The sequence below is a fragment of the Salinisphaera sp. T5B8 genome (assembly GCF_040361255.1).
Lineage (GTDB): Bacteria > Pseudomonadota > Gammaproteobacteria > Nevskiales > Salinisphaeraceae > Salinisphaera.
The window spans coordinates 20674-42990 of sequence record NZ_APNG01000013.1; the positions used below are offsets into that span (position 1 = coordinate 20674).

The 22317-nt window shown below is 63.5% G+C and carries 19 protein-coding genes; 3 read left to right on the forward strand and 16 right to left on the reverse strand.

Annotation, left to right across the window (positions count from 1 at the left end; all coding sequences use genetic code 11):
* Positions 1 to 2: 2 nt before the first annotated feature.
* The 15 genes from mdoH to rsmG all read right to left on the reverse strand — a co-directional run bounded on the left by mdoH (position 3) and on the right by rsmG (position 15310).
* Positions 3 to 2501 carry a glucans biosynthesis glucosyltransferase MdoH gene (gene mdoH / locus T5B8_RS12475; RefSeq protein WP_353179196.1) on the reverse strand — a complete coding sequence of 833 codons (2499 nt, stop codon included), beginning with the start codon at positions 2499 to 2501 and terminating at the stop codon, positions 3 to 5.
* A complete protein-coding gene (locus T5B8_RS12480; RefSeq protein ID WP_353179198.1) occupies positions 2498 to 4105 on the reverse strand; it encodes an OpgD/OpgG family glucan biosynthesis protein in 1608 nt (535 codons plus the stop codon). The genes mdoH and T5B8_RS12480 overlap by 4 nt, the downstream gene beginning before the upstream one ends.
* A gap of 130 nt (positions 4106 to 4235) precedes the next feature.
* On the reverse strand, positions 4236 to 5357 hold the full coding sequence (locus tag T5B8_RS12485) for a hypothetical protein (protein ID WP_353179200.1): 1122 nt from the start codon (positions 5355 to 5357) through the stop codon (positions 4236 to 4238).
* A gap of 246 nt (positions 5358 to 5603) precedes the next feature.
* Positions 5604 to 6017: a F0F1 ATP synthase subunit epsilon gene (locus T5B8_RS12490; protein ID WP_353179202.1), complete on the reverse strand. Its 414-nt coding sequence runs from the start codon at positions 6015 to 6017 to the stop codon at positions 5604 to 5606.
* Positions 6018 to 6088: 71 nt separating this feature from the next.
* A complete protein-coding gene (gene atpD, locus T5B8_RS12495) occupies positions 6089 to 7489 on the reverse strand; it encodes a F0F1 ATP synthase subunit beta (protein WP_353179203.1) in 1401 nt (466 codons plus the stop codon).
* A gap of 68 nt (positions 7490 to 7557) precedes the next feature.
* Positions 7558 to 8418, reverse strand: a complete 861-nt coding sequence (gene atpG / locus T5B8_RS12500) for a F0F1 ATP synthase subunit gamma (protein WP_353179204.1) — start codon at positions 8416 to 8418, stop codon at positions 7558 to 7560.
* A 37-nt stretch (positions 8419 to 8455) separates the two neighbouring features.
* Entirely contained in the window at positions 8456 to 9997 is a 1542-nt protein-coding gene (atpA, locus tag T5B8_RS12505; RefSeq protein WP_353179206.1) for a F0F1 ATP synthase subunit alpha, read from the reverse strand.
* Between the two features lie 70 nt (positions 9998 to 10067).
* On the reverse strand, positions 10068 to 10604 hold the full coding sequence (locus T5B8_RS12510; protein WP_353179208.1) for a F0F1 ATP synthase subunit delta: 537 nt from the start codon (positions 10602 to 10604) through the stop codon (positions 10068 to 10070).
* A gap of 2 nt (positions 10605 to 10606) precedes the next feature.
* A complete protein-coding gene (locus T5B8_RS12515) occupies positions 10607 to 11080 on the reverse strand; it encodes a F0F1 ATP synthase subunit B (protein ID WP_353179210.1) in 474 nt (157 codons plus the stop codon).
* 53 nt (positions 11081 to 11133) lie between these two features.
* Positions 11134 to 11412 (reverse strand): F0F1 ATP synthase subunit C, encoded by a 279-nt coding sequence (atpE, locus tag T5B8_RS12520; RefSeq protein WP_353179212.1) that lies wholly within the window; start codon positions 11410 to 11412, stop codon positions 11134 to 11136.
* A gap of 54 nt (positions 11413 to 11466) precedes the next feature.
* On the reverse strand, positions 11467 to 12306 hold the full coding sequence (gene atpB / locus T5B8_RS12525; RefSeq protein ID WP_353179214.1) for a F0F1 ATP synthase subunit A: 840 nt from the start codon (positions 12304 to 12306) through the stop codon (positions 11467 to 11469).
* Between the two features lie 52 nt (positions 12307 to 12358).
* A complete protein-coding gene (locus T5B8_RS12530) occupies positions 12359 to 12709 on the reverse strand; it encodes an ATP synthase subunit I (RefSeq protein ID WP_353179216.1) in 351 nt (116 codons plus the stop codon).
* Positions 12710 to 12891: 182 nt separating this feature from the next.
* Positions 12892 to 13740 carry a ParB/RepB/Spo0J family partition protein gene (locus T5B8_RS12535; protein ID WP_353179218.1) on the reverse strand — a complete coding sequence of 283 codons (849 nt, stop codon included), beginning with the start codon at positions 13738 to 13740 and terminating at the stop codon, positions 12892 to 12894.
* A gap of 26 nt (positions 13741 to 13766) precedes the next feature.
* Entirely contained in the window at positions 13767 to 14612 is an 846-nt protein-coding gene (locus tag T5B8_RS12540) for a ParA family protein (RefSeq protein WP_353179219.1), read from the reverse strand.
* A gap of 50 nt (positions 14613 to 14662) precedes the next feature.
* A complete protein-coding gene (gene rsmG / locus T5B8_RS12545; protein WP_353179221.1) occupies positions 14663 to 15310 on the reverse strand; it encodes a 16S rRNA (guanine(527)-N(7))-methyltransferase RsmG in 648 nt (215 codons plus the stop codon).
* A 150-nt stretch (positions 15311 to 15460) separates the two neighbouring features.
* On the opposite strand from rsmG, the gene T5B8_RS12550 reads away from it, so the two are divergent.
* A complete protein-coding gene (locus T5B8_RS12550; protein WP_353179223.1) occupies positions 15461 to 16948 on the forward strand; it encodes an acyl-CoA carboxylase subunit beta in 1488 nt (495 codons plus the stop codon).
* 415 nt (positions 16949 to 17363) lie between these two features.
* On the opposite strand, the gene T5B8_RS12555 is transcribed toward T5B8_RS12550, so the two are convergent.
* Positions 17364 to 19058 carry a glutamine--tRNA ligase/YqeY domain fusion protein gene (locus T5B8_RS12555; RefSeq protein ID WP_353179225.1) on the reverse strand — a complete coding sequence of 565 codons (1695 nt, stop codon included), beginning with the start codon at positions 19056 to 19058 and terminating at the stop codon, positions 17364 to 17366.
* Between the two features lie 483 nt (positions 19059 to 19541).
* Between T5B8_RS12555 and T5B8_RS12560 the strand changes: the two genes are divergently transcribed.
* Together T5B8_RS12560 and T5B8_RS12565 are read left to right on the forward strand one after the other, a co-directional pair.
* Positions 19542 to 21491: a sensor histidine kinase gene (locus tag T5B8_RS12560; RefSeq protein ID WP_353179226.1), complete on the forward strand. Its 1950-nt coding sequence runs from the start codon at positions 19542 to 19544 to the stop codon at positions 21489 to 21491.
* Positions 21475 to 22209: a response regulator transcription factor gene (locus T5B8_RS12565; protein WP_353179228.1), complete on the forward strand. Its 735-nt coding sequence runs from the start codon at positions 21475 to 21477 to the stop codon at positions 22207 to 22209. Before T5B8_RS12560 ends, T5B8_RS12565 begins: the two co-directional genes overlap by 17 nt.
* Positions 22210 to 22317: the final 108 nt, after the last annotated feature.

Consider the following 22317-nt stretch of genomic DNA (forward strand, 5'->3'; position numbering starts at 1 on the left):
GACTATACAGCCCGCGGCGATTCCTGCGTAGATGCTGCGGCCGGGCGCTCGGCCAGCCAGCCCTGCCAAGCGCTTGGCGCCTGAGCCCAGACTTCGCGATGCAGCCAGCGCATACGCTGCGGATCCGCCAGTAGACGACGCTGTTCGTCGGTATCGAGCACGTCCGGGCCATTATCCAGCGCCCGTTCCGCTAACAACTGACGATACTCGGCAATCGCCGCGGTGAGCGAACGGTCACGCCCCTGCATGCCGGTATGCAGGGCGTTGATAACCGGATCCACCACGGCCTGCGCAAAGCCGGCCTCGGCCGGCGCGCCCGCCTCCAGTTCGACCACGCGGGCCAGTTCCGGCGGCGCGTGGCGCTCTTCGGGGATGAGCTGCAGATCGTGGCGGCGCAACCAGATACCCAGATCGGCGCGCGCGGTGAGTACGGTAATCGCCGGGGCAATAAGCAGCGGCACGAGAATCGGTGCCAGCCAGGGCGCAAAACCCGGCGTATACCACAGCAGCAACGCACCCCAGCCCAGCGCCAGCAACATGCCCCAGATATGAAAACGCAGTGCGCGCGACCACGGCACCTGGGCATCGGCACGCTGCTGGGCATTCCATTTCACCTGCTTGCCGATGAGCGTGGTGAACACGAAACGCGTATGCGCGAGCATGCGAATAGGCGCCAGCAATGACGTCAGCAGGATTTCGATCAGAGTCGAGGCGACCAGATTGCCCACGCCACCGAACTCGCGCTGCTTGCGCTTGGCCACGATCATGACCACGCCCAGAATCTTGGGCAGAAACAGCACCACGAGCGTGGCCACGAACAGACTCACCGCCCATATCGGCTGCCATACCGGCCAGGCCGGGAACAACGCCCCCGCAACCGGGAAATAGTCCGGCGTGCGCACCGCCTCGAGCACCGCTTCGGTACTCGACAGCAGCAGGAATATGAACCAGATCGCAGCCGAGGTGTAGGCCATCACCCCGTTGGCGAACAGCGCCCGATGGGCCGGCGCGAGGTTGTCGGAGAACAACAGCCGGATATGCTGGATATTGCCCTGGCACCAGCGCCGGTCGCGGCCCAGCTCGTCGAGCAGGGTCGGCGGCACTTCTTCATAGCTGCCGGGCAGATCGTAGGCGATGAACACGCCCCAACCGGCACGGCGCATCAGCGCAGCCTCGACGAAATCGTGGCTGAGAATATCGCCCGATAGCGCCCCACGCCCGGGCAGGCGCGGCAACGCACAGTGGGCCATGAACGGCTCGATCCGGATGATCGCGTTATGCCCCCAGTAGTGGGCATTGTCCAGATGCCAGAAATGCAGGCCGGCCGCGAACATGCGCCCGTACACGCGGGTGGCGAACTGCTGCACCCGCGCGAGCACGCTGTCGCGATTGACCGCCGTAGGCGGTGTCTGGATCAGCCCCACGCCGGGGTTGGCCTGCATGCGATCGACCAGCGCAGTCAGCGTATCGCCGGCCATGATGCTGTCGGCATCGAGCACGATCATGTAGCGGTAATGCCCGCCCCAGCGACGACAGAAATCGGCCAGATTGCCGCTTTTGCGTTTCACGCGGGCCCGGCGGCGCCGATAGAACAGCCGGCCGAAGGCATCGAGCGTGCGGCACGTCTCGGCCCAGGCGTTTTCCTCGGCGATCACCGTATCCGGCTTGACCGAGTCACTGAGCACGAAGAAATCGAACTCGTCGAGCCGGCCCGTCGCCTGTACCGATTCATAAATCGCGCGCAGACCGGCAAACGTACGGGTGACGTCTTCTTCGTAGATCGGCATGACGATGGCGGTACGTGCCGCGCCCTCGACCGGCGGCTTGCGCGGCGGTGGGCCGCTCGGCGCATCGCTGCGTACGAGATACCGATCACCCCGCCAGAGCACGAAAAAACCGGACAACGCCGTCCAGAAACCCACCAGAATCCAGGCAAACAGCAAAAACGCCGCGCCCAGAATGAAGGCTTCCAGCACGGTCGCACCGCGATGCGGCAAGACCGTGGCCATATAGGCTGCCGCGCCGGCTGCGGGAAAGGCCACCATCAGCGCCAGCAGCGTCTGGCGCCAGCGCACCACGCCCTTGAGCCGGCTGGGTACCGACTTGGGCAACGCATTACTGCCTCGGCCAAGCCAGGGCAGAATGCGCCACGGCCGGCGATCGATATCCGCCGGCGACATGGGCCAACGGTTGAGCGGCGGCATGGCGGCGGTACGCAGTGCCCCGGCGGTCGGCGCGCGCGTCTGCGACGCCTGCCCCATATCCGGGTAACTGTCGTGCAAGCGGCCCATCAGCGCACGGTCGTCGGCCTCGAGCTCCGGCTGACCGTAAGCGTTTTCGAGTTCGGCATGCAGCAGGTCGAGCGCGGCACGCCGGTCTGCCGGCTGGGCATCGAGTACGCGGGCGCGCAGGCGGCGGCGTTTGTCGTCGGCCAGATCCAGATGCGAAAGATAGCCATCGATCGCCTGGGTGACCTCGGCGGCTGGGTTGGTATCGCTCACGGTGATAACGCGTAGCTCCAGGTCTCGGTTAACGCACCGCCATCGGCGCCGGCGAGATAGGCGCGCAGCTCAAGCGGCGTCTTCAACGAATCCGTGGGCACGAGAAAGGTCAATCGCCAGCCACCGGTATGCGGGTTGCGAATGGCCTCGATGTTGTTGATGGTCGCATCGCGCATGGCGTTCACACGCGGTTGCACACTGGCCGGATCGGTGAGCTTTTCGAGTTCGCCGCCGACGAAATCGATCGCCACACGAATGGTATTGCGCGGCTGGCCCGGGGTGACGGCGGCCCGGCCGATACGCGTAGCCGCGGTATGCGCCAACGACGCGGGACTGGCCAGTTCCATACCCCATTTGATCGTGTAGGCATAGTGCAGGCGCTCGCCGGCCGTCACCGGATCATTGGGTACCCAGTACAGCGCGACGTTGTCGTTGACTTCGCTTTCCGAGGGGATCTGGACCAGTTCCAGATGGCCCTTCCCCCAATCGCCTTCGGGCGTAATCCAGGCGCCCGGGCGTTTTTCGTATTCGTAGTCCAGATCCTGGTAATGATCGAAATCACGATCGCGCTGGAGCAGGCCGAACCCGCGGACGTTGTCGGCCGAGAGCTGGTTCATCGTCAACCGCTGCGGGTTGCGTAACGGGCGCCACAGCCATTCGCCGTTGGTCGCGGAGATGAGCAGCCCATCGGAGTCGTGCGCCTCGGGGCGATAATCGTCGAGGCGCGCAAGACTGTTTTCGCCCCACATGAACATGCTGGTGAGCGGGGCCACGCCCAGTTTCGTGATCGCCTTGCGCGTGAACAGCGTCGCCTCGACACGCGTAAGGGTGGAATCCCCCGGCGTAATCTCGAAGCGGTAGGCTCCGGCTGCACTGGGCGAATCCAGCAGGGCATAGGCAGTCACGGTCTTGTCCTGCGGCTTGGGCCGGACCAGCCAGAAGCTTACGAACGCGGGAAATTCCTCGCCCTTGTCGCTGCCGGTATCGATGGCCAGCCCGCGTGCGGACAGGCCATAGTGCTGATCGCTGCCGAGCGCACGAAAATAGGACGCGCCCAGAAACGAGGCGACTTCGTCGAGCTTGCCGGGGGTGCCCAGTTCGTGCAGAAACTTCAGACCGGCATAGCCGAGATCGTCGGGAATGCGGTTACGCAATTCGTCGTTGGGGTACTGGAAACGGTTCTTGTCGAACCGAAATTCGCCCACGTCCCCATCGTTGACCAGATTGATGCGCACGGCATGCGTGTAGTACGAGCCGGGGTGATAGAACATCACCTCGAACGGCAGCTGCATGTCGTGCCAGAGCGCGCTGTCGGATTTGTAGCTGATCTGCTCGAGGGTGGAAAAATCGAAATCCTGCAGGAACTGCGGGATCTGGGCCGGCGCTTCGTAGGGCTTGCCCGCCAGCGCCTGGGCTTTGGCGACCACGGTGTCGTAGCCGAAGGCGCTGCGCTTTTTAGCCGCGTCGCTGCCGTCGGTGGTTTGCTGGGCAGCGTCCGGCTTTTTAGCCGGGGCAGACGAATCCTGTGCTGTCGCCGGCAGCGCCAACGCTGCGCCGAGCACGACGAAACCGGCAAGCATGCCGGCAGGCCAATGCCTTGTCATGTATCACTCCAATGTTGGCCGGCCACCCCGCCCTGCTGCTACCGACCGGATAACGCGGGCGAGTTCCCCCTCGTCTACGCGTCATAATAACCCATCAAAACACGTGCCAGTTACACGCGGCCGCCGGAATCTAGCGCCGGCGCTGCCACGGCAGGCGCAGCGTTTCCGCCATGGTGCGAATACCCGGCAGGAGCGCGCCGGTACTCTGAGTGAAATTGAGCGTCATCTGCAGGTCGTCGCCCAACTCCGGCGTGGGCGACCAACCGGCCGACAGATAATTGACGCTAAAATCGATACGGTCGCTCAGCTGCGACAGCCCCAGGTTCAGACCTGCGCGCGCGGCACTGCCATGAAGCTGATAACGGCTTTCGCCGAGGGCGAAGGTCGGCGACAACTCAGCCTCCAGGCCCGCGATGGTCAGACCGCGACTTGCCGACAGCCGCCAGAGCCGGCCGTCCACGGGCAGATCCAGCGGCGCGTCCATGCTCGCGTCGTACCAGCCGAGGCTGCTGTTCATGCGCCAGTCCCGCCATTGCAGCGTCTGGCTGGCCAGCTCAAGCGCCAGGGGCGTGCCGCTGTCCGCCCGGGTATCGATGGGCGCCCCCAGTTCCGCCCGTAGCTGCCAGGGCCGGCCGATATCTGTCGCGCTAGCATTGCGTGACAGTAGAAAAGTCTGGGCCAGGGCCGCCTCCTCGCGCAACGGCGATGGCTCGTGCAGACGCACGTCGTGGGACAACTGCCAACTGTCACCCAGCGGGCGGCTGGCCTGAAGGCCGAAACCACGATCGCCCGCAACCACCGAACTGCCCAGCGCATCGAATTGGGCATCGGCCTGGAAATACCGCAGCGTCAAATCGTTGGCACCCAGCGACTGGGTCAGGCCGAGGCTGGCCGCACGCCCCGTGCGCACCGTGCCGTTATCAGCGGTGTTGTTCACCTGGGCGACTTCGGTGGCCAGATCGGGCATATACCAGCGTCCGCCCAGATCGAACCGGTTTTCGGCCCGCAGCAATGTCTGGCCGCCCGCAAGGGCGGTGCCCTCGCCTTCGGTACGCAAGGCCGATAGATGCAAGCGCGAGCCATCGCTCGCGCCACCCTGCCACTGCAGGCCGCTGGTCAGATAGCGTTCGTCGCGGGTGCTCAGCGCATCGACGCCGAAGAAAGCTTCCGCGCGGCCCAGCCCCTTGCGCATGCTGGACAGATCCACTTCCCGTTCTTCACCGTGGATGGTGCGCTCGAACGAGGACGACATGAATGGGGAGATGGATTCCGTGGGTCCGGCGAGCGCCACTAACGGGCTCGCGAGCAACAAACCCAGCGCGAGCCGAATAGCGGTTCGAATTGCGAGGCCGTCCGACGGCATGCCGTATACCGAAACAGTAATGGAGTGTCGCAGTGCAACAACCTAGACGATTGTTGCGCAGCCGGCAAGTTAACCGTTATATCTCGCCTGATTTATTAGGTACCGCCGCGCCAGGCGAGCGGTACGCCCAGCCGGCTAGTGGTTCGAACGCAGCTTCTTGACGATGCTCAGGCGCGCGGCCGCTTCGGCCAGTTCGGCCTGGGCCTGGGCAATATCCATCTTGTCCTCGGCCTTGGCAAGCTCTTCTTCGGCGCGCTGCTTGGCCTTTTCGGCCGCAGCCTCGTCGATATCCGCGGCCCGCTCGGCGGTATCCGCCAGCACCGTGACCAGATGCGGCTGCACCTCGAGCACCCCGCCCGAAACAAAGAACTGCTGCTCGTCCTGGCCTTCCTGCTGGATACGAACCTGGCCGGGGCGCATACGCGTGAGCAGCGGCGCGTGGCGCGGCGCGATCCCGACTTCGCCCAGTTCGGCGGCGACGAACACCATGGTCGCCGAGCCGGAATAGATCTGGCCTTCGGCACTGACGAGGTCAACGTGTAGTTTCATATCGCGGCTCTAGGAGAGGAAGAAGACCGATGCCACCGGGCATCGGTCATGCCTTGCAGTTCAGGCGCCGATCAGGCCGCCTTCTTGCCCATATCTTCGCCCTTCTTGACGGCCTCGTCGATGGTGCCAACCATGTAGAAGGCCTGCTCGGGCAGGTGATCGTAGTCGCCGTCGACAATGCCACGGAAACCGCGGATCGTTTCGGACAGCGGCACGTACTTGCCGGGCGAACCGGTGAACACTTCGGCCACGAAGAACGGCTGCGACAGGAAGCGCTCGATCTTACGGGCACGGGCCACCGACAGCTTGTCTTCTTCGGAGAGCTCGTCCATGCCCAGAATGGCGATGATGTCCTTGAGCTCGCGATAGCGCTGCAGCGTCTGCTGCACATCGCGGGCCGTCTGGTAGTGGTCGTTGCCAATGACGTTCGGATCGAGCTGACGCGAGGTCGAGTCGAGCGGATCCACCGCCGGGTAAATACCACGCTCGGCGATACCACGGGCCAACACGACGGTCGCGTCCAGATGCGCGAAGGTGGTCGCCGGCGACGGGTCGGTCAAGTCGTCCGCGGGCACATACACGGCCTGCACGGAGGTAATGGAACCGGTCTTGGTTGAGGTAATACGTTCCTGGAGCAGGCCCATTTCCTCGGCCAGCGTGGGCTGGTAACCCACCGCGGAGGGCATACGACCCAACAGCGCCGAAACCTCGGTACCGGCCAGCGTGTAACGATAGATGTTGTCGATGAACAACAGTACGTCACGGCCTTCGTCACGGAAGAACTCGGCCATGGTCAGGCCGGTCAGCGCAACACGCAGACGGTTACCCGGCGGCTCGTTCATCTGGCCGTAGACCAGGGCCACCTTGTCGATAACGTTCGACTCCTTCATTTCGTAGTAGAAGTCGTTGCCTTCACGGGTGCGCTCGCCGACACCGGCAAACACCGAGTAGCCCGAGTGCTCGGCCGCGATGTTACGGATGAGCTCCATCATGTTGACGGTCTTGCCCACGCCGGCACCGCCGAACAGGCCGACCTTGCCGCCCTTGGCGAAGGGGCAGAGCAGGTCGATGACCTTAATGCCGGTTTCGAGCAGCTCCTGGCTGCCGGCCTGGTCCTCGAACGTCGGCGGCGCACGGTGAATCGGCGCGGTTTCGTCGGCGCCGATGTCGCCGCTGTTATCGATCGGATGGCCCAGCACGTTCATGATGCGGCCCAGGGTCTTCTGCCCCACCGGTACCGAGATCGGCTTACCGGTGTTCTCGACCGTGGCGCCGCGGGACAGACCTTCGGTCACGCCCATGGCAATACAGCGCACCACGCCGTCGCCAATCTGCTGCTCTACCTCGAGTACGAGATCTTCGCCGCCCTCGACCTTGAGGATCAGCGCGTCGAAAATTTGGGGCAACGATTCGCGATCGAATTCCACGTCCACGACCGGGCCGATGATCTGTACGACTTTACCGCTACTCATATCCGATTCCTCACCTGGGCAGCGCTCGCCGCTGCCGATCTGTGTCTAGGGTTTCGTCTGTTCGGGTCTTACGATACCGCGGCCGCGCCGGCCACGATTTCCGACAGCTCCTGCGTAATTGCCGCCTGGCGCTGCTTGTTGTATTCGAGCTGGAGGTCGTCGATGATTTCGCCCGCGTTGTCCGAGGCGGACTTCATGGCGACCATACGTGCCGCCATCTCGCAGGCGACGTTCTCGACGACGCCCTGATAGACCTGGGCCTCGACATAACGCACCAGAATCGACTCCAGCAATTCGGCCGGCTCCGGTTCGTAGATATAGTCCCAGTGATCGGGCAACTCTTCGTCGTCGTCCTCGGGCACCGGCAGCAACTGCTGGGTCTCCGGCCGTTGCGTCATGGTATTGACGAACTCGTTGCCCATCAGGAACAGCCGATCGATATTGCCTTCCCGATAATCGTCGAGCATCACCTTGATGGTGCCGATCAAATCCTCGAGATGCGGCCGATCGCCCAGGTCCGTGACCTCGGCCTTGATGTCCTTGATACGGCGAAAGAAGCTGGCCGCCTTGCGGCCAACCACGACGATCTCGACCGGGACGTTCTTCTTGTCCCACTCGCGCAGTTCGCCGAGCACCTTGCGGAACAGGTTGATGTTCAGGCCGCCGCACAAACCGCGATCAGTCGAGATCACGATCATGCCCACGCGATTGACCTCGCGCTCGACCATGAACGGATGCTGGAAGTCCGGGTTGGCCTGGGCCAGATGGCCGATGGTGCGCCGGATCTTCTGGGCATAGGGACGCGCCGCCTCGACACGCTCCTGGGCCTTGCGCATCTTCGACGCCGCGACCATTTCCATGGCCTTGGTGATCTTCTGCGTATTTTCTACGCTCTTGATCTTGCTCTTGACTTCCTTGCCGCCGGCCATCAGTTGACTCCGTTGGTGGACTCAGGAACGCGCGGTGTTACCACGTATGCGTTTCCTTGAATTCCTTGAGCGCGCTGTGCAGTTCCGACTTGATCTCGTCGTTGTAGTCGCCGGTGTCGTTGATCTTGTCGACCAGCTCTTTCTGCTCGTTTTCCATGTACTGGTGCAGCGCGGCCTCGAAGTCGGTGACCTTGTCGGCATCGACATCGTCGAGGTAGCCCTCTTCAGCCGCGAACAGCGAGGAAGCCGTCAACGCCACCGACAGCGGGTTGTACTGCTTCTGAATCATCAGCTTGGTGACACGCTCGCCGTGCTCGAGCTGCTTACGCGTGGCATCGTCCAGATCGGAGGCAAACTGTGCGAATGCCGCCAGCTCACGGTACTGGGCCAGCGCCAGACGAATACCGCCGCCCAGCTTCTTGATGATCTTGGTCTGGGCCGAACCACCCACACGCGAGACCGACAGACCGGCGTTCACGGCCGGGCGGGTGCCGGCGTTGAACATATCCGTTTCCAGATAGATCTGGCCGTCGGTGATCGAGATCACGTTGGTCGGCACGAAGGCAGACACGTCACCCGCCTGGGTTTCGATGATCGGCAGCGCCGTCAGCGAACCGGTCTTGCCCTTGACCTTGCCTTCGGTCAGCTCTTCCACGTAATCGGCGTTGATACGCGAAGCGCGCTCGAGCAGACGGGAATGCAGGTAGAACACGTCACCCGGATAGGCTTCACGGCCCGGCGGACGACGCAGCAGCAGCGAAATCTGACGATAGGCGACAGCCTGCTTGGACAGATCGTCATAGACGATCAGCGCGTCTTCGCCCTTGTCGCGGAAGAACTCGCCCATCGAGCAACCGGCATAGGGGGCGATGTACTGCAGCGCCGGCGAGATCGCCGCACCTGCAGCAACCACGATGGTGTGATCCATCGCGCCTTCCTGCTCGAGCTTGCGCACCACGTTGGCGATCGAGCTGTTCTTCTGCCCGATGGCCACGTAGATGCACTTAATGCCGGTGTTCTTCTGATTGATGATGGCGTCGATCGCGATCGCGGTCTTGCCGATCTGGCGGTCACCAATGATGAGCTCACGCTGGCCGCGGCCGATCGGGATCATCGCGTCGATCGATTTCAGACCGGTCTGGACCGGCTCGTCCACGGACTGGCGTTCGATCACGCCCGGGGCGACCTTTTCGATCGGCGAGGTCTGGCTGGTGCCCAGCTCGCCCTTGCCGTCAATCGGGTTGCCCAGCGGATCGACCACGCGCCCGAGCAGCTCGTCGCCGACCGGCACTTCCAGAATGCGGCCGGTCGTCTTGACCTCGCAGCCTTCCGAAATATGCGTGTACTCGCCCATGAGCACCGCGCCCACCGAATCCCGCTCGAGGTTGAGCGCGATACCGTAGGTGCCGCCCGGGAATTCGAGCATTTCGCCCTGCATGGCATCGGCGAGGCCGTGGATTTTTGCAATCCCGTCGGCGAGGCTCACCAGTGTGCCGACATTGCGCGACTCGGTCACGGAATCGAAGTTTTCGATCCGTTTCTTGATCAGGTCTGAAATTTCCGACGGATTGAGTTGCATTGACCTTATTCCTCTATATCCATGTCGCTGCGGCGAGCTGCCGCCAGCGGATGATCGCCTGTGGGTCGAGCTATTGCGCGAGCGACTGACGCATGCGCTCAAGCTGTGCGCGCAATGAACCGTCGATCACCAGGTCGCCGGCGCGGATCACGGCCCCGCCGATCACGTCTTCGTCCTGCTCGAACGTCAGCCGCACGCTGCGACCGAGCCGTTTTTCCAGCGATTTGGCCAAGGCCGCACGCTGCTCTTCGGAAAACTCGACCGCCGATGTCACGTTGACATCCACGCGGTGTTCAGCCTCGGCCTTGCGCTGCTCGTAGAGCGTGGCAATGGCGGGCGCAAGACTCAGACGCCCATTGGCCACGAGCAGCCGCACGAGGTTGGCACTGGATTCGTCCAGATCGTCGCCGCCAATCTCGATGACCAAATCGGCCAGCCGACTGTCGGCGATTTCCGGATTATCCAGCAACAGGGCCACGTCCGGGTTCGAGACGATGGCCGAAAGCGCATTCAGCGCCTGCGACCATTCATCCAGCCGGCCCTGGCCATCGGCCAGTTCGAAAACGGCCTCGGCGTACGGCCGTGCGAGCGTCTGCGTCTCGGCCATGGCTAACGAATCTCCGCGACGAGGTCGTCGATGATGTCGTTATGCGCCTTGGCGTCGATCTCGCGCTTGAGAATGCGCTCGGCGCCGACAACGGCCAGCGAGCCCACTTCTCGACGCAGATCTTCCTTGGCAGAGGCCACGGCCTGATCGACCTCTTCGCGGGCGGCGGTGACAATACGCTCGCCTTCGGCGCGCGCGTCCTCCCGTGCCCGTTCGAGGGTATCGTCGGCCTGACGCTGCGCATTGGTCAGGATTTCCTGAGCCTGCGTACGCGCCTTGGCGACCATTTCCTCGGCCTTGGCGGTGGCTTCGTTGAGCTCGCGGGCGCCGCGTTCGGCAGCCGCCAGCCCTTCGCTGATCCGCTTCTGGCGATCACGCATGGCGTTCATGATCGGCGGCCATACGAACTTCATTGTGAACCAGACGAAGACCGCGAAGACGATCATCTGGGCCAGCAGTGTGGCATTGATGCTCATGGGTTACCCCTGGCTTTCGTAACTCGACTTAAGCGACTAGGCGAAACCGGGTGTTAGCCGCCACCGGACTGCACGGCCGCCAGGAAGGGGTTGGCGAACGTCAGGAACAGGGCGATACCCACGCCGATCATCGACACGGCGTCGAGCAGGCCGGCGATCAGAAACATACGGCCGGTCAGCATCGGGGCCATTTCCGGCTGACGAGCCAGGCCTTCCAGGAATTTGCCGCCCAGCAGACCGAAGCCCAGTGCGGTACCGATGGCGCCGAAGCCGATCAGCATCGCAACGGCAATGGCGGTCATGCCCTGGACGTCAGCAATTGCTTGTTCCATTTTCTACTCTCCAGTTTACGAGTCAGTGGGGTCAGTGGTCAGTGAATGCGTCGATCAGTGGTGCTCTTGCGCCATGCTCAGATACACGATGGTGAGCATGCCGAAGATATAAGCCTGCAGTGTGATCACCAGAATATGGAAGATCGCCCAGCCGACGCCGAGCAGTATCTGCAGGATAAACATGGGCACGGCCAGCAGGCTGGCGCCCGCGCCGAGCGTAAACACGGCGATCAGAATGAAGATCAGCTCGCCCGCGTACAGGTTGCCAAACAGTCGCAGCGACAGCGATACCGGCTTGGCGACCGTTTCCACCACGAACAACATGAAGTTGAAAGGCGCAAGCCACGGGCCGAATGGGTGGGTAAGCGTTTCCTTGAGAAAGCCCAACCCGCCCTTGATCTTCACGCTGTAGAACATCATCAGCAAAAAGACCGAGATCGACAGCCCGAAGGTAATGTTCAGATCGGTCGACGGCACGACCTTGAGGTATTCGATGCCGCTGGCATGGGCCGCGGCCGGCAGCGCATCCACCGGAATCAGGTCCATGAAGTTCATCAGAAAGACCCAGACGAAGATCGTCAGCGCCAACGGCGCGATCAGCTTCGACTGACCGTGATAGATGTCGCGCACCTGGGTATCGGTGAAATCGACGACCATCTCGACGAAGTTCTGCAGCCCGCCCGGCTCAGTCGCGGTGGCTTTTTTGGCGGCCATGCGGAAGAAGAACAGAAAGAACACGCCCAGGATGATCGAGAAGAACAGGCTATCGACGTTGAGCACCCAGAAACCGCTGGCGTGCCCGTCGAAGGACATGCTGCTCAGATCGAACTTGAGGTTCGTCAGATGGTGCTGGATGTATTGGGTAGCGGAGCCTCCGCCTTCGGCACTGGCCATACGATTTGTCCTCGATGAAAGCCTATGTCGAACCCGCTGCCATTTGTGCCAGCTAGCGCGTCAATATGAGGGCGAGCCAGTAACAAGCCAGGCAAGCCACGTACGTTCCCAGCAGTACAAGAAACTGCTGGCCAAACAAAAGGGCTGCCGTGAAAAACAGCCCTACGGTCAATCCCAGTTTTCCCAACTCGCCCCAATAGAAGGCGCGAGCCATTTTAGATGCATCCACCTGACGGCGGCGCGGCAACATCCACAGTGCCATCCATAATCCCGGCACTGCCGCCACGACCGCGCCGAACAGGGCAGCGCCAGCCGATGCCGGACCGATCATGAGGCCGACAAGGCCAGCCATGATCAGACCGATTGCGACTTGCGCGCCAAGCACAGCCCAGGCGAGGCGCATATTACGCAGACGTGGTCGGGATATCACAACAGCAATCCCCCACCGCGACCCCGGACTGACACGCGATTTTCTCGCGGCATGCCCGGCGCTCGGCGGACTATAGACAAAGCGAAATGGAAGGTCAATCGCGTCGAAAACGCCTGTTATTTACAACAAAAGGCGTTCGCGCCGCGCTCGTGGCGCTACTTGAGACGGTCGAGCAGGGTATCGAGTTCGCCCGCGTTCGGGTAGTCGATGACCACCCGCGCGCGCCCGCCGCGCTGTGAGCGCACCGTGACCTTGGCCCCAAGGGATTCACCCAACTCGCGCTCGAAGCGCACCAGCCGGTTGCTCTGGCGCGGCGCGGCGTCGACATCCTTTTCGGCCATCGCCGAGGCGACCAGCGCCTCGGTCTGGCGCACAGTCAGCTGACGCGCGGCCACGCGCGCGGCCAGATCGGCCTGCAGCGCGCTGGGCGCGCCCAGCAGCGCGCGTGCATGGCCCATCTGGATATCGCCCGCGCGTAGCAGCGCCTGCGCCTCGGGCACCAACTCGGACAGCCGCAACAGATTGGACACGCTCGCGCGCGAGCGCCCTACGGCCTGGGCACAGGCCGCATGGGTCATGCCGCATTCGTCGATCAGACGACGCAGCGCCGCGGCCTCTTCCAGCGGGTTGAGGTCCTCGCGCTGAATATTCTCGATGAGCGCGACCGCCATCGCCGCTTCGTCGGCCATCGGCCGGACCACCGCGGGCACCGTAGCCAACCCGGCCAGACGCGCGGCCCGCCAGCGCCGCTCGCCGGCGACGATTTCGTAGCCGCCCTCGGCTTCGCGCACGACCAGCGGCTGAACCACGCCCTGGGTACGAATCGATTGCGCGAGCGCCTCCAACGCCTCAGCGTCCATATCGCGACGCGGCTGATAACGCCCTGGACGCAGGGCATCGAGCTCGAGCTCGACGAGTTCGCTTGCGCTATCCGGGGTATCGTCGAAATCGTTGGAGAGCAGCGATTCCAGGCCGCGCCCGAGTCCGCGTTTTTTTTGTGCCATAGCCCGATCTTGGTTGAGAGGTGCGCTCAGCCAGCGCTACGACGGCGCCGGCCGAACAACGACGACACCGCCCGGCGCGCGCCCTTGCGCGGCGCGTCGATCACTTCGCTGTCGTCGCGCCCGAGGATTTCGGCGGCCAGCTGACGATAGGCCACCGCGCCCGATGCCGTATTATCGTACTGCATGATCGGCAGCCCGTGGCTGGGCGCTTCGGCCAGGCGCACATTGCGCGGAATACAGGTTTCGTAGACCGCACTGCCGAAATAGTCGATCAGCTGGGCCGAGACATCGCCGGTCAGGCGATTGCGCGGGTCGTGCATGGTGCGCAGCACGCCTTCGATGATCAGCTCCGGATTCATCATCTTGCGCACGCTTTCGATGGTTTCCAGCAGATCGGACAGGCCTTCGAGGGCGTAATACTCGCACTGCATGGGGATGATCACCCCGCGCGCGGCGGCCAGCGCGTTGACGGTGAGCATGGACAGCGCAGGCGGACAGTCGATGATCACGTAATCAAAGCTGTCGGAAATCTCGGCCAGGGCCTGCTTGAGCGCAAGCCGGCCGTTCTTGCGATCGCGCAGGCCGACTTCGGCCGCGGTCATGTCGCCATTGGCCCCGAGCAGGAAGAACTGCCCGTCGAGCACCACCTGCAGCGCTTCGGAGACACCCTTGTCGCCGAGCAGAAAGTCGCAGACCGTGGCTTCGAGGGCGTTCTTGTCCACGCCCACGCCCATGGTGGCGTTGCCCTGCGCGTCCATATCCACCAGCAGCACGCGCTGTTCGGCCTCGGCCAGCGCGGCCGCCAGGTTGATACTGGTGGTGGTCTTGCCGACCCCGCCCTTCTGGTTGGCAATGGCGATGATGTTGCTCATGGCCGCTCAGTCTAATGGACTCGTGAATCGGATGTTATGCCTAACGTAGACTAGATCAGCCCCGGCTCCAGAATGGCCAGATGCCGATCGGCCTCCAGACCGGGTACGCGCAGCGCTACCGTGTCCACCGCGCGAAAATCCAGCGGCAGATCGGCCAGTTCTTCGGCAGGATCACGCCCCTTCATCAACAGAAAACGCCCACCCGGGGCGACCAGATGCCCGGCCAGGCGCGCGCAATCGCCCGCCGCGGCAAAGGCCCGACAGATGACGGTATCGAACTTGTCGGTGCTTTCCACGGCCTCGACGCGCTCCTGGATTACCGTGACGTTCTCCAGCTCGAGCCGCCGGCGCACGTGGCGCAGAAACGCCGCTTTCTTGCGGTTGGATTCGATCAGGGTCAGCGCCATGCGCGGGCGCGCGATCGCGATCACCAGCCCCGGCAGGCCCGGGCCCGTGCCGATATCGGCCACCGACGCGCCGGTGACGAAATCCAGCACCGACAGGCTGTCGAGCAGATGGCGGGTGACCATCGACAGCGGGTCGCGTACCGCAGTGAGGTTGTAGGTCGCATTCCAGGTCGACAGTTCGCGCAAATACGCGATCAATTGCGCCTGCGCGGCGGCTGTTACGTCCACCCCCAATGCGTCGATGCCCTCGGCCAGCCGCTGTTCGCAGGCGCGCCAATCCGTCATCGCCATGCTGCTCCCATCGTGATCCATCCCCTTGTCTGCCGTGCAGGATAGCGATTTTAGCCGCATGCTTGGTCGCCATGAACAATAGGCGTGTCGCACGGCGGTGTTTTACGCTGACCGCCCGCACCCGAATACGCCCCTTCGTCCAGCCCGCCTATGACCGACCCCCATGCCCGTACGCGCGATAGCGCCCGCCCCGAGGCCGTGGCCAAACGCCACACGCTGGGCAAACGCACCGCCCGCGAAAACATCGCCGATCTGTGCGATGCCGACAGCTTTCTGGAATACGGCGCGCTCGCGATCGCCGCGCAGCGCAGCCGACGCGCGCTCGACGAACTCGAACGCGACACGCCCGCGGACGGGCTGGTCGGCGGCGTCGGGCGCATCAATGGCGATTGTTTCGACAAGGCGCGCAGCCGCTGCGTTGTCATGAGCTACGACTACACCGTGCTCGCCGGCACCCAGGGCTATCAGAACCATCGCAAGACCGATCGTCTGGTCGAGATCGCCCGGCGCGAAAAACTGCCGGTGGTGTTCTTCACCGAAGGCGGGGGCGGGCGCCCGGGCGACACGGACGCCGCACTCGTGGTCAATTCCGGGCTCGAGGTGACCAGCTTCTATACCTTTGCCCGCCTGAGTGGCGAAGTGCCGCTCATCGGCATCAACGCCGGGCGCTGTTTTGCCGGCAACGCGGCCTTTTTCGGCTGCTGCGATATCACCATCGCCACCCGCGATGCCAATCTGGGCATGGCCGGGCCGGCCATGATCGCCGGCGGTGGTCTGGGCGAATTCGCCCCCGAGGACATCGGCCCGGCCGACGAACAGGCTGCGATCGGCGTGGTCGATATCGTCGTCGACGACGAGGCCGAGGCGGTGACCACGGCCAAGCAGTGTCTATCGTATTTTCAGGGCCCGATCGCCGACTTTCGTGCCCCGCAGACAACGAACATCGGCGATCTCATGCCGGCCAACCGGCGTATGACCTACGACGTACGCCGTATCATCGCCGCGCTGGCTGATAGCGACTCGATGACCGAACTGGGCGCGACCCATGCGCCCAATCTGGTGACGGCCTTCATTCGTATCGCGGGCAAGCCGGTGGGCGTGATCGCCAACAACCCGCGCAGCCTGGCGGGCGCGATCGACAGCGCGGCCGCACGCAAGGCCGCCGCATTCATGCGCCTGTGCGATACCCACGGCATCGCGCTGCTTACGCTGTGCGACACGCCCGGCATCATGGTCGGCCCCGAGGCCGAAAAGACCGGCACGGTCGCCCATGCCGCGCAGCTGTTCATCGCGGGCGCGAAAGTCCGCGTGCCCTGGTATGCCATCGTGCTGCGCAAGGCCTACGGGCTGGGCGCCCAGGCCATGCTCGGCGGGCATCTCAAGCGGCCCGATTTCACCGTGGCCTGGCCCAACGGCGAATTCGGCCCGATGGGCGTGGAAGGCGCGGTGACGCTGGGCTTTCGACGCGAACTCGCCGCAATCGAAGACGAAACCGAACGCGCAGCGCGTTATCAACAGCTCGTGGATGGGCTCTACGAACAGGGCAAGGCCGAAAACGTGGCCAGCTATTTCGAAATCGACGACGTGATCGACCCGGCCGAATCCCGCCGCTGGCTTGCGGGGGCGCTTGGCAGCTAGCTTTCTAGTCCGCGAATGAACGCCAATAAACGCAAATAAGGCATCCGTTTAGTTGGCGCCACCGGGCTGGGTTTTATGAAAGAAGTGTCCGCAGATCGACGCCGATCCACACAGATGAAAAGCGGGGCGCGTCCTCGACGCTCGCTCAAGACCGGGGCGCCGCGCAAACCCGGCGCCGCCAGGCACTCGACCTGGATCTGTGTTGATCTGCGTCGATCTGCGGACAGTGCTTGTCCCGAATGCGCCGTACCGGGGACGCCGCGCTGAGTCGCGCTCTAAATCTGCGGATAACCCTACGTACAAAGCTCAGCACGCGGTGTGAATATCGGACCACCCGGCCTCGCGCGATCCGTCTTTCACCTTATTCGCGTGTCTTCGCGTCCATTCGCGGACTGGTTTACGAGATCGAAGCCCGTCAGCCGCCCGCTTCGATCTTTGCCCAGGTATCGCGTAGCGGCACGATCCGGTTGAACACCGGCTGCCCCGGCGCGTGATCGAAGCGATCGGCGACGAAATAGCCGATACGCTCGAACTGCACACGGTATTCGGGCTCGACCATGGCCAGATCCGGCTCGATCGTGCAGTTTTCGTACACGGTGAGCGAATCCGGGTTGAGGTCGTCGAGCATGTCGCGATCGCCGCGGCCGGGGTGTTCGGCAGCAAATAGCCGGTCGTACTGGCGCACGGTGGCTTTCTTGCCGTGGCTGGCCGATACCCAGTGGATCACGCCCTTGGGCTTGATGCCGTCGGCGGGATTGTCGCCCAGGGTGTCCGGGTCGTAGGTGCAGTGAACCTCCACGATCTCGCCGGCATCGTTCTTGATTACGTCGGTGGCTTCGATGACGTAGGCGTTGCGCAGGCGCACACGCTTGCCGAGCACCAGGCGCTTGTATTTCTTGTTCGCCTCTTCGCGGAAATCCTCTTTCTCGATCAGGATTTCGCGGGTGAACGGCAGGCTGCGCTCGCCCAGATCGTCGCGATTCGGATGGCCGGCGGCGACCAGCTGTTCGACGCCGTCTTCAGGGTAATTGGTGATTACGAGCTTGAGCGGGTCGAGCACGCACATCGCGCGCGGCGCGTTATTGTTCAAGTCGTCGCGGATGGCATGTTCGAGCATCGCGGCATCGACCACGCCATCGGTACGCGCCACGCCAATCGTTTCACAGAAGTTTCGGATCGCCGCCGGTGTATACCCGCGTCGGCGAATACCGGCGATCGTGGGCATGCGCGGATCGTCCCAGCCGTCGACGACGTGCTCGTCGATCAGCCGTTTGAGCTTGCGCTTGCTGGTAATGGTGTAGTTGAGATTGAGCCGGCCGAATTCGGTCTGTACCGGACGGGCCGGCACTGGCAGATGCTCGATGAACCAGTCATAGAGCGGGCGATGATCGGCGAATTCCAGCGTGCAGATGGAATGGGTCACGCCCTCGATCGCGTCCGACTGGCCGTGGGCGAAATCGTAGGACGGGTAAATGCACCACTTGTCGCCGGTTTGATGATGCGCAGCATGCCGGATGCGATAGATCACCGGATCGCGCAGGTTCATGTTGCCGGCGGCCATGTCGATCTTGGCGCGCAGCGAGGCCTGGCCTTCGCCGAATTCGCCCGCGCGCATCTGTTCGAACGCGGCGAGGTTTTCTTCCGGCGTGCGATCGCGATAGGGGCTATTCGTGCCCGGCGTGTTCCAGTCGCCGCGGTATTCGCGTGCCTGCTCGGACGTCAGCTCGTCGACATAGGCATCGCCGTTTTCGATCAGATGCAGGGCGTATTCGTAGAGCGTATCGAAATAGTCCGAGGTAAAACGAACATGCCCGTCCCATTCGAAGCCGAGCCAGTGCACGTCTTCCTGAATGGAATCGATATAGGCCTGTTCTTCTTTTTCCGGGTTGGTGTCGTCGAAACGCAGCCGGCAGCGCCCGCCGAAGTACTCGGCCAGGCCGAAGTTCAGACAAATGGATTTCGCATGGCCGATATGCAGAAAGCCGTTCGGCTCGGGCGGGAAACGGGTCACCACCTCGCCGACGTGGTCACCGCGCTCGATCTGCTCGGCAATCATGTTGCGTACGAAATTGTTGCCCCCGGCGTTGGAAGAATCGACTTCTTTGGGCATCGGTATCGGCGCTGGTGGTGAAAAAGCGCCCCTAGTATAGCGACCCGGAACAATCGATAAAGCTTGAACCCGGCAACGATTTCGCGCCGTGACCACACCCGGGCGCCCGGCAATGGGGCGAAACCGCCCGAGACCGTCGATCCGGCGTGAGCCCGGCTGAGGGCGGCATGGCACATACGCTTTGCGCAATGGCGCTTGGCCCCGGCGGCAGCGCCGGTTGGGCATCGATAACGGGAGCGGCCAGGGCCAATCGGCAGACGGTTCGTTCCACCGAGGCCAACAGCGCACATGGGCGCAAGCAGCCGCTATGATCGCGACTGTAGTCGAACAGCCGGGCGGGCGCCTGGGTGGCGGTCCGCGACCATACGTTGCGAACCGCGACCGCCAACGTGGCTGAGCAGGCCGCGCCGTGCGCTGATCGTCTATTCATTTGCCGGGCCGGCCGCCGCTGCGCCAAACCGGCACAGCTGACGGGGGCGACGCGTGAACAAAGCGGCCTGGGTCTTTGCAACGTTATGGTTGTGGTCGCTTTCGCTGGCCGCGCTCGCGACGCCGCTGCAGATCGGCCCGGATATCGCCTATACCGTGGTGGCGGACCCACACGGCCGTTACGACCTCGATAGCGCACGCCAGCGTCTACTGGCACCCGCCAGCGTGCCGCAACGACAGGTATTCGCCCGCGATTACACCACGGCTGCCTACTGGCTACGGTCGGTGCTGCCGCGCAGCGCATTCCACGGATCGGCGCTGTGGATGGAAATCAAACCCAGCTTCGTCGACGACGTTCAGTTATTTTATCGCCCGCTGGGCAGCGACGGCCCCTGGCAACATCGCACCACCGGCGACAACGCCCGCATGCCACGATCCGACCTGGACTATCGGTTTCCGGTATTCGTGATTCCGGCCTTGCCGGCTGACGCATCCGGTTACGAGATCATTTTTCGGGTGGCCAATCGCGGTCCGTTGCTGCTGCGCCCGACGCTCTGGCAGCCCGCGGCCTTTGTCAGCGATGCCGCACGCTCGAGCGCCTGGCAAGCCTTCTATTTCGGCCTGGCATTCTTCTCGACGCTGGCGGCCGTGACCTTGGGACTGGTCTTCAAAAGCCGGTTATTCTGGTCGGTCGCCGCACTGGCCGGGCCATATCTGCTGCTGGCCTGCCTGGAAGGCTATGCCGCCTGGCTCGTGCCGCAAGCAGGGCGCTGGCTACAGGACATGCTCACCGCGGCGCTCACCTTGTTGCTGTACCCGTGCCTGCTCTGGGCGCCGGTCGAGGCGCTCGATATCCGGCACCGCCGGCCACGGCTCTATCGCCTGTTCGGCATCACCTGCGGCTTGTTCGCGTTGTTGCTGATCTTTTCCATTGGCACGGATTTCTATCCGAACGCGATTCGTATCCAGACCGTGGTGTTCGCTGCGACCTCGCTGGCCTTGTTCTGGGCGGCGATACACATTCTGCGCAACGAACGGCCCGATCTGTCGACCGTGCTGCTCAGCCTCGGCCCCTTCGCCATGCTCGCCGTGTCGTTTCTGGGCATGCTCTCACTGCGCGAAATCGTGCCTTACCGGCTGACCCTGTATACCGTATGGCAGTACGTGCTCATGGCGAACATGCTGTTGGTGATGGTGGTGGCCTTGATCCAGGTTCGTAAACAACGCCAGCAGGCGCTGGCCAGCCAGCGCCTGGAAGCGGATCTGCGTATCGAGCGCGAAGCCCGTTTTCGTCAGCGCCAGTTCCTGGGCATGGTCGCCCACGAGTTTCGAACCCCGATGGCGGTGATTTCGGCGTGTCTGGCCAATCTGAACGCACAAACCGACGATCGCGCGGCGTTGCGCAAACGCCATGAGCGCATTGCACGGGCAACCGAACGGCTGGTCCAACTCACCGACACCTGTCTGGCCGATGCGCGTCTGGCCGCCGACCGGCTCTTGGTCGACCGGCGCGACGTGTCGCTGACCGCCCTGATGACCTCGGCGGCCTCGCTGGTGGACGTCAGCGACCGGCATAGCTGGCGCCTGAGCTTTGCCGGCATCGATATCGACGAGGCCGCGCCGGTCAACGACCGCGCCTTCGTGGACGACGCGCTGCTGCGTATCGCGATTTCCAATGTCGTCGACAACGCCGTGAAATATACCGCGGGTGGGCGAATTCAAGGCGACGTGTCGCGGGCGAACGGCCACTGGCGGATCGCCATCGCGGACAACGGGCACGGCATTGCCGCACAGGCCGTGGCCACGCTATTCGAGCGCTTCAGTCGCATGCCGCAACCCGAACATACGGTGCGTGGCTTCGGCCTCGGCCTGCACGTCAGTCGCCAGATCGCACGCGCGCATGGCGGCGAGCTGGCACTGGAGAGAAACACACCGCAAGGCTGCCTGTTCGTGTTCACCCTGCCCATTGTCGATTCGAGTCGTACCCATGACGCCCTCGGCTGAAACCCGTCTGGCGATCGTCGAGGACAACGAAGACCTGCGCGAGGAGCTGCTGTATTTCCTGCGCCATCGCGGCTTCAGTGTCTGGGGCGCGCACAGCGCGGAAGCGTTCTGGAAACAGCTGCACCGCTCGCCGGTCGATATCGTGCTCATCGATCTCGGCCTGCCGGGCGAGAACGGCTTCGGCATTGTGGAATATCTCTACGAACTCGGCGGTTACGGTCTGATTGTGGTCACCGCGCACGGCGCCGAGCGCGACCGGCTGCGCGCACTCAACCTGGGCGCCGACTTTTTTCTGGTCAAGCCGGTGAATTTCGCCCAGCTCAGTACACGCATCGACGAACTGGCCAAGCGCCTGGCCCTGAGCAGCGCCGAACACGACACGCCCGGGCTGGCGTATTCCCTGGATGCAGGCTGGGCGCTGGCGGCGGTCGAATCGCAGCTGCGCTCGCCGGCCGGGCGCTCGCTCGACCTGTCGCCCAAGGAGCTGGAGCTGCTGCGTATTCTCCTCGGCGGGCCCCAGCAGGTGGTAACCAAACAGGCGCTGCACGATCTGTTGTTCGCCCATGCACCCGATGAGGATGTTCACCGAATCGACGTCATTCTCAGCCGGCTGCGGCAAAAAGCCCGCGAACAGGGCATGCAACTGCCGATTCGATCGATATTCGGCCAGGGGCTGGTTTTCGCGGCGTCGGCGACGTTTTACGAACCCCCGAATTAACCCGGCCCGGATAGACGATTTTTCGGGGTGCACCCGCGTAGGCGACCGCTTGCGCGCCGCCGTGAACAGCGTTGAAAACAGCTGACCCGGGCCGCTGTTTTGGTGCCG

Excerpts from the sequence above, each read along its gene's own strand:
- T5B8_RS12480 (WP_353179198.1), bottom strand. The coding sequence starts at position 4,105 with ATGACAAGGCATTGGCCTGCCGGCATGCTTGCCGGTTTCGTCGTGCTC.
- T5B8_RS12485 (WP_353179200.1), bottom strand. The coding sequence starts at position 5,357 with ATGTCGTCCTCGTTCGAGCGCACCATCCACGGTGAAGAACGGGAAGTG.
- T5B8_RS12490 (WP_353179202.1), bottom strand. The coding sequence starts at position 6,017 with ATGAAACTACACGTTGACCTCGTCAGTGCCGAAGGCCAGATCTATTCC.
- atpD (WP_353179203.1), bottom strand. The coding sequence starts at position 7,489 with ATGAGTAGCGGTAAAGTCGTACAGATCATCGGCCCGGTCGTGGACGTG.
- atpG (WP_353179204.1), bottom strand. The coding sequence starts at position 8,418 with ATGGCCGGCGGCAAGGAAGTCAAGAGCAAGATCAAGAGCGTAGAAAAT.
- atpA (WP_353179206.1), bottom strand. The coding sequence starts at position 9,997 with ATGCAACTCAATCCGTCGGAAATTTCAGACCTGATCAAGAAACGGATC.
- T5B8_RS12510 (WP_353179208.1), bottom strand. The coding sequence starts at position 10,604 with ATGGCCGAGACGCAGACGCTCGCACGGCCGTACGCCGAGGCCGTTTTC.
- T5B8_RS12515 (WP_353179210.1), bottom strand. The coding sequence starts at position 11,080 with ATGAGCATCAATGCCACACTGCTGGCCCAGATGATCGTCTTCGCGGTC.
- atpE (WP_353179212.1), bottom strand. The coding sequence starts at position 11,412 with ATGGAACAAGCAATTGCTGACGTCCAGGGCATGACCGCCATTGCCGTT.
- atpB (WP_353179214.1), bottom strand. The coding sequence starts at position 12,306 with ATGGCCAGTGCCGAAGGCGGAGGCTCCGCTACCCAATACATCCAGCAC.
- T5B8_RS12530 (WP_353179216.1), bottom strand. The coding sequence starts at position 12,709 with ATGCGCCTCGCCTGGGCTGTGCTTGGCGCGCAAGTCGCAATCGGTCTG.
- T5B8_RS12535 (WP_353179218.1), bottom strand. The coding sequence starts at position 13,740 with ATGGCACAAAAAAAACGCGGACTCGGGCGCGGCCTGGAATCGCTGCTC.
- T5B8_RS12540 (WP_353179219.1), bottom strand. The coding sequence starts at position 14,612 with ATGAGCAACATCATCGCCATTGCCAACCAGAAGGGCGGGGTCGGCAAG.
- rsmG (WP_353179221.1), bottom strand. The coding sequence starts at position 15,310 with ATGGCGATGACGGATTGGCGCGCCTGCGAACAGCGGCTGGCCGAGGGC.
- T5B8_RS12550 (WP_353179223.1), top strand. The coding sequence starts at position 15,461 with ATGACCGACCCCCATGCCCGTACGCGCGATAGCGCCCGCCCCGAGGCC.
- T5B8_RS12555 (WP_353179225.1), bottom strand. The coding sequence starts at position 19,058 with ATGCCCAAAGAAGTCGATTCTTCCAACGCCGGGGGCAACAATTTCGTA.
- T5B8_RS12565 (WP_353179228.1), top strand. The coding sequence starts at position 21,475 with ATGACGCCCTCGGCTGAAACCCGTCTGGCGATCGTCGAGGACAACGAA.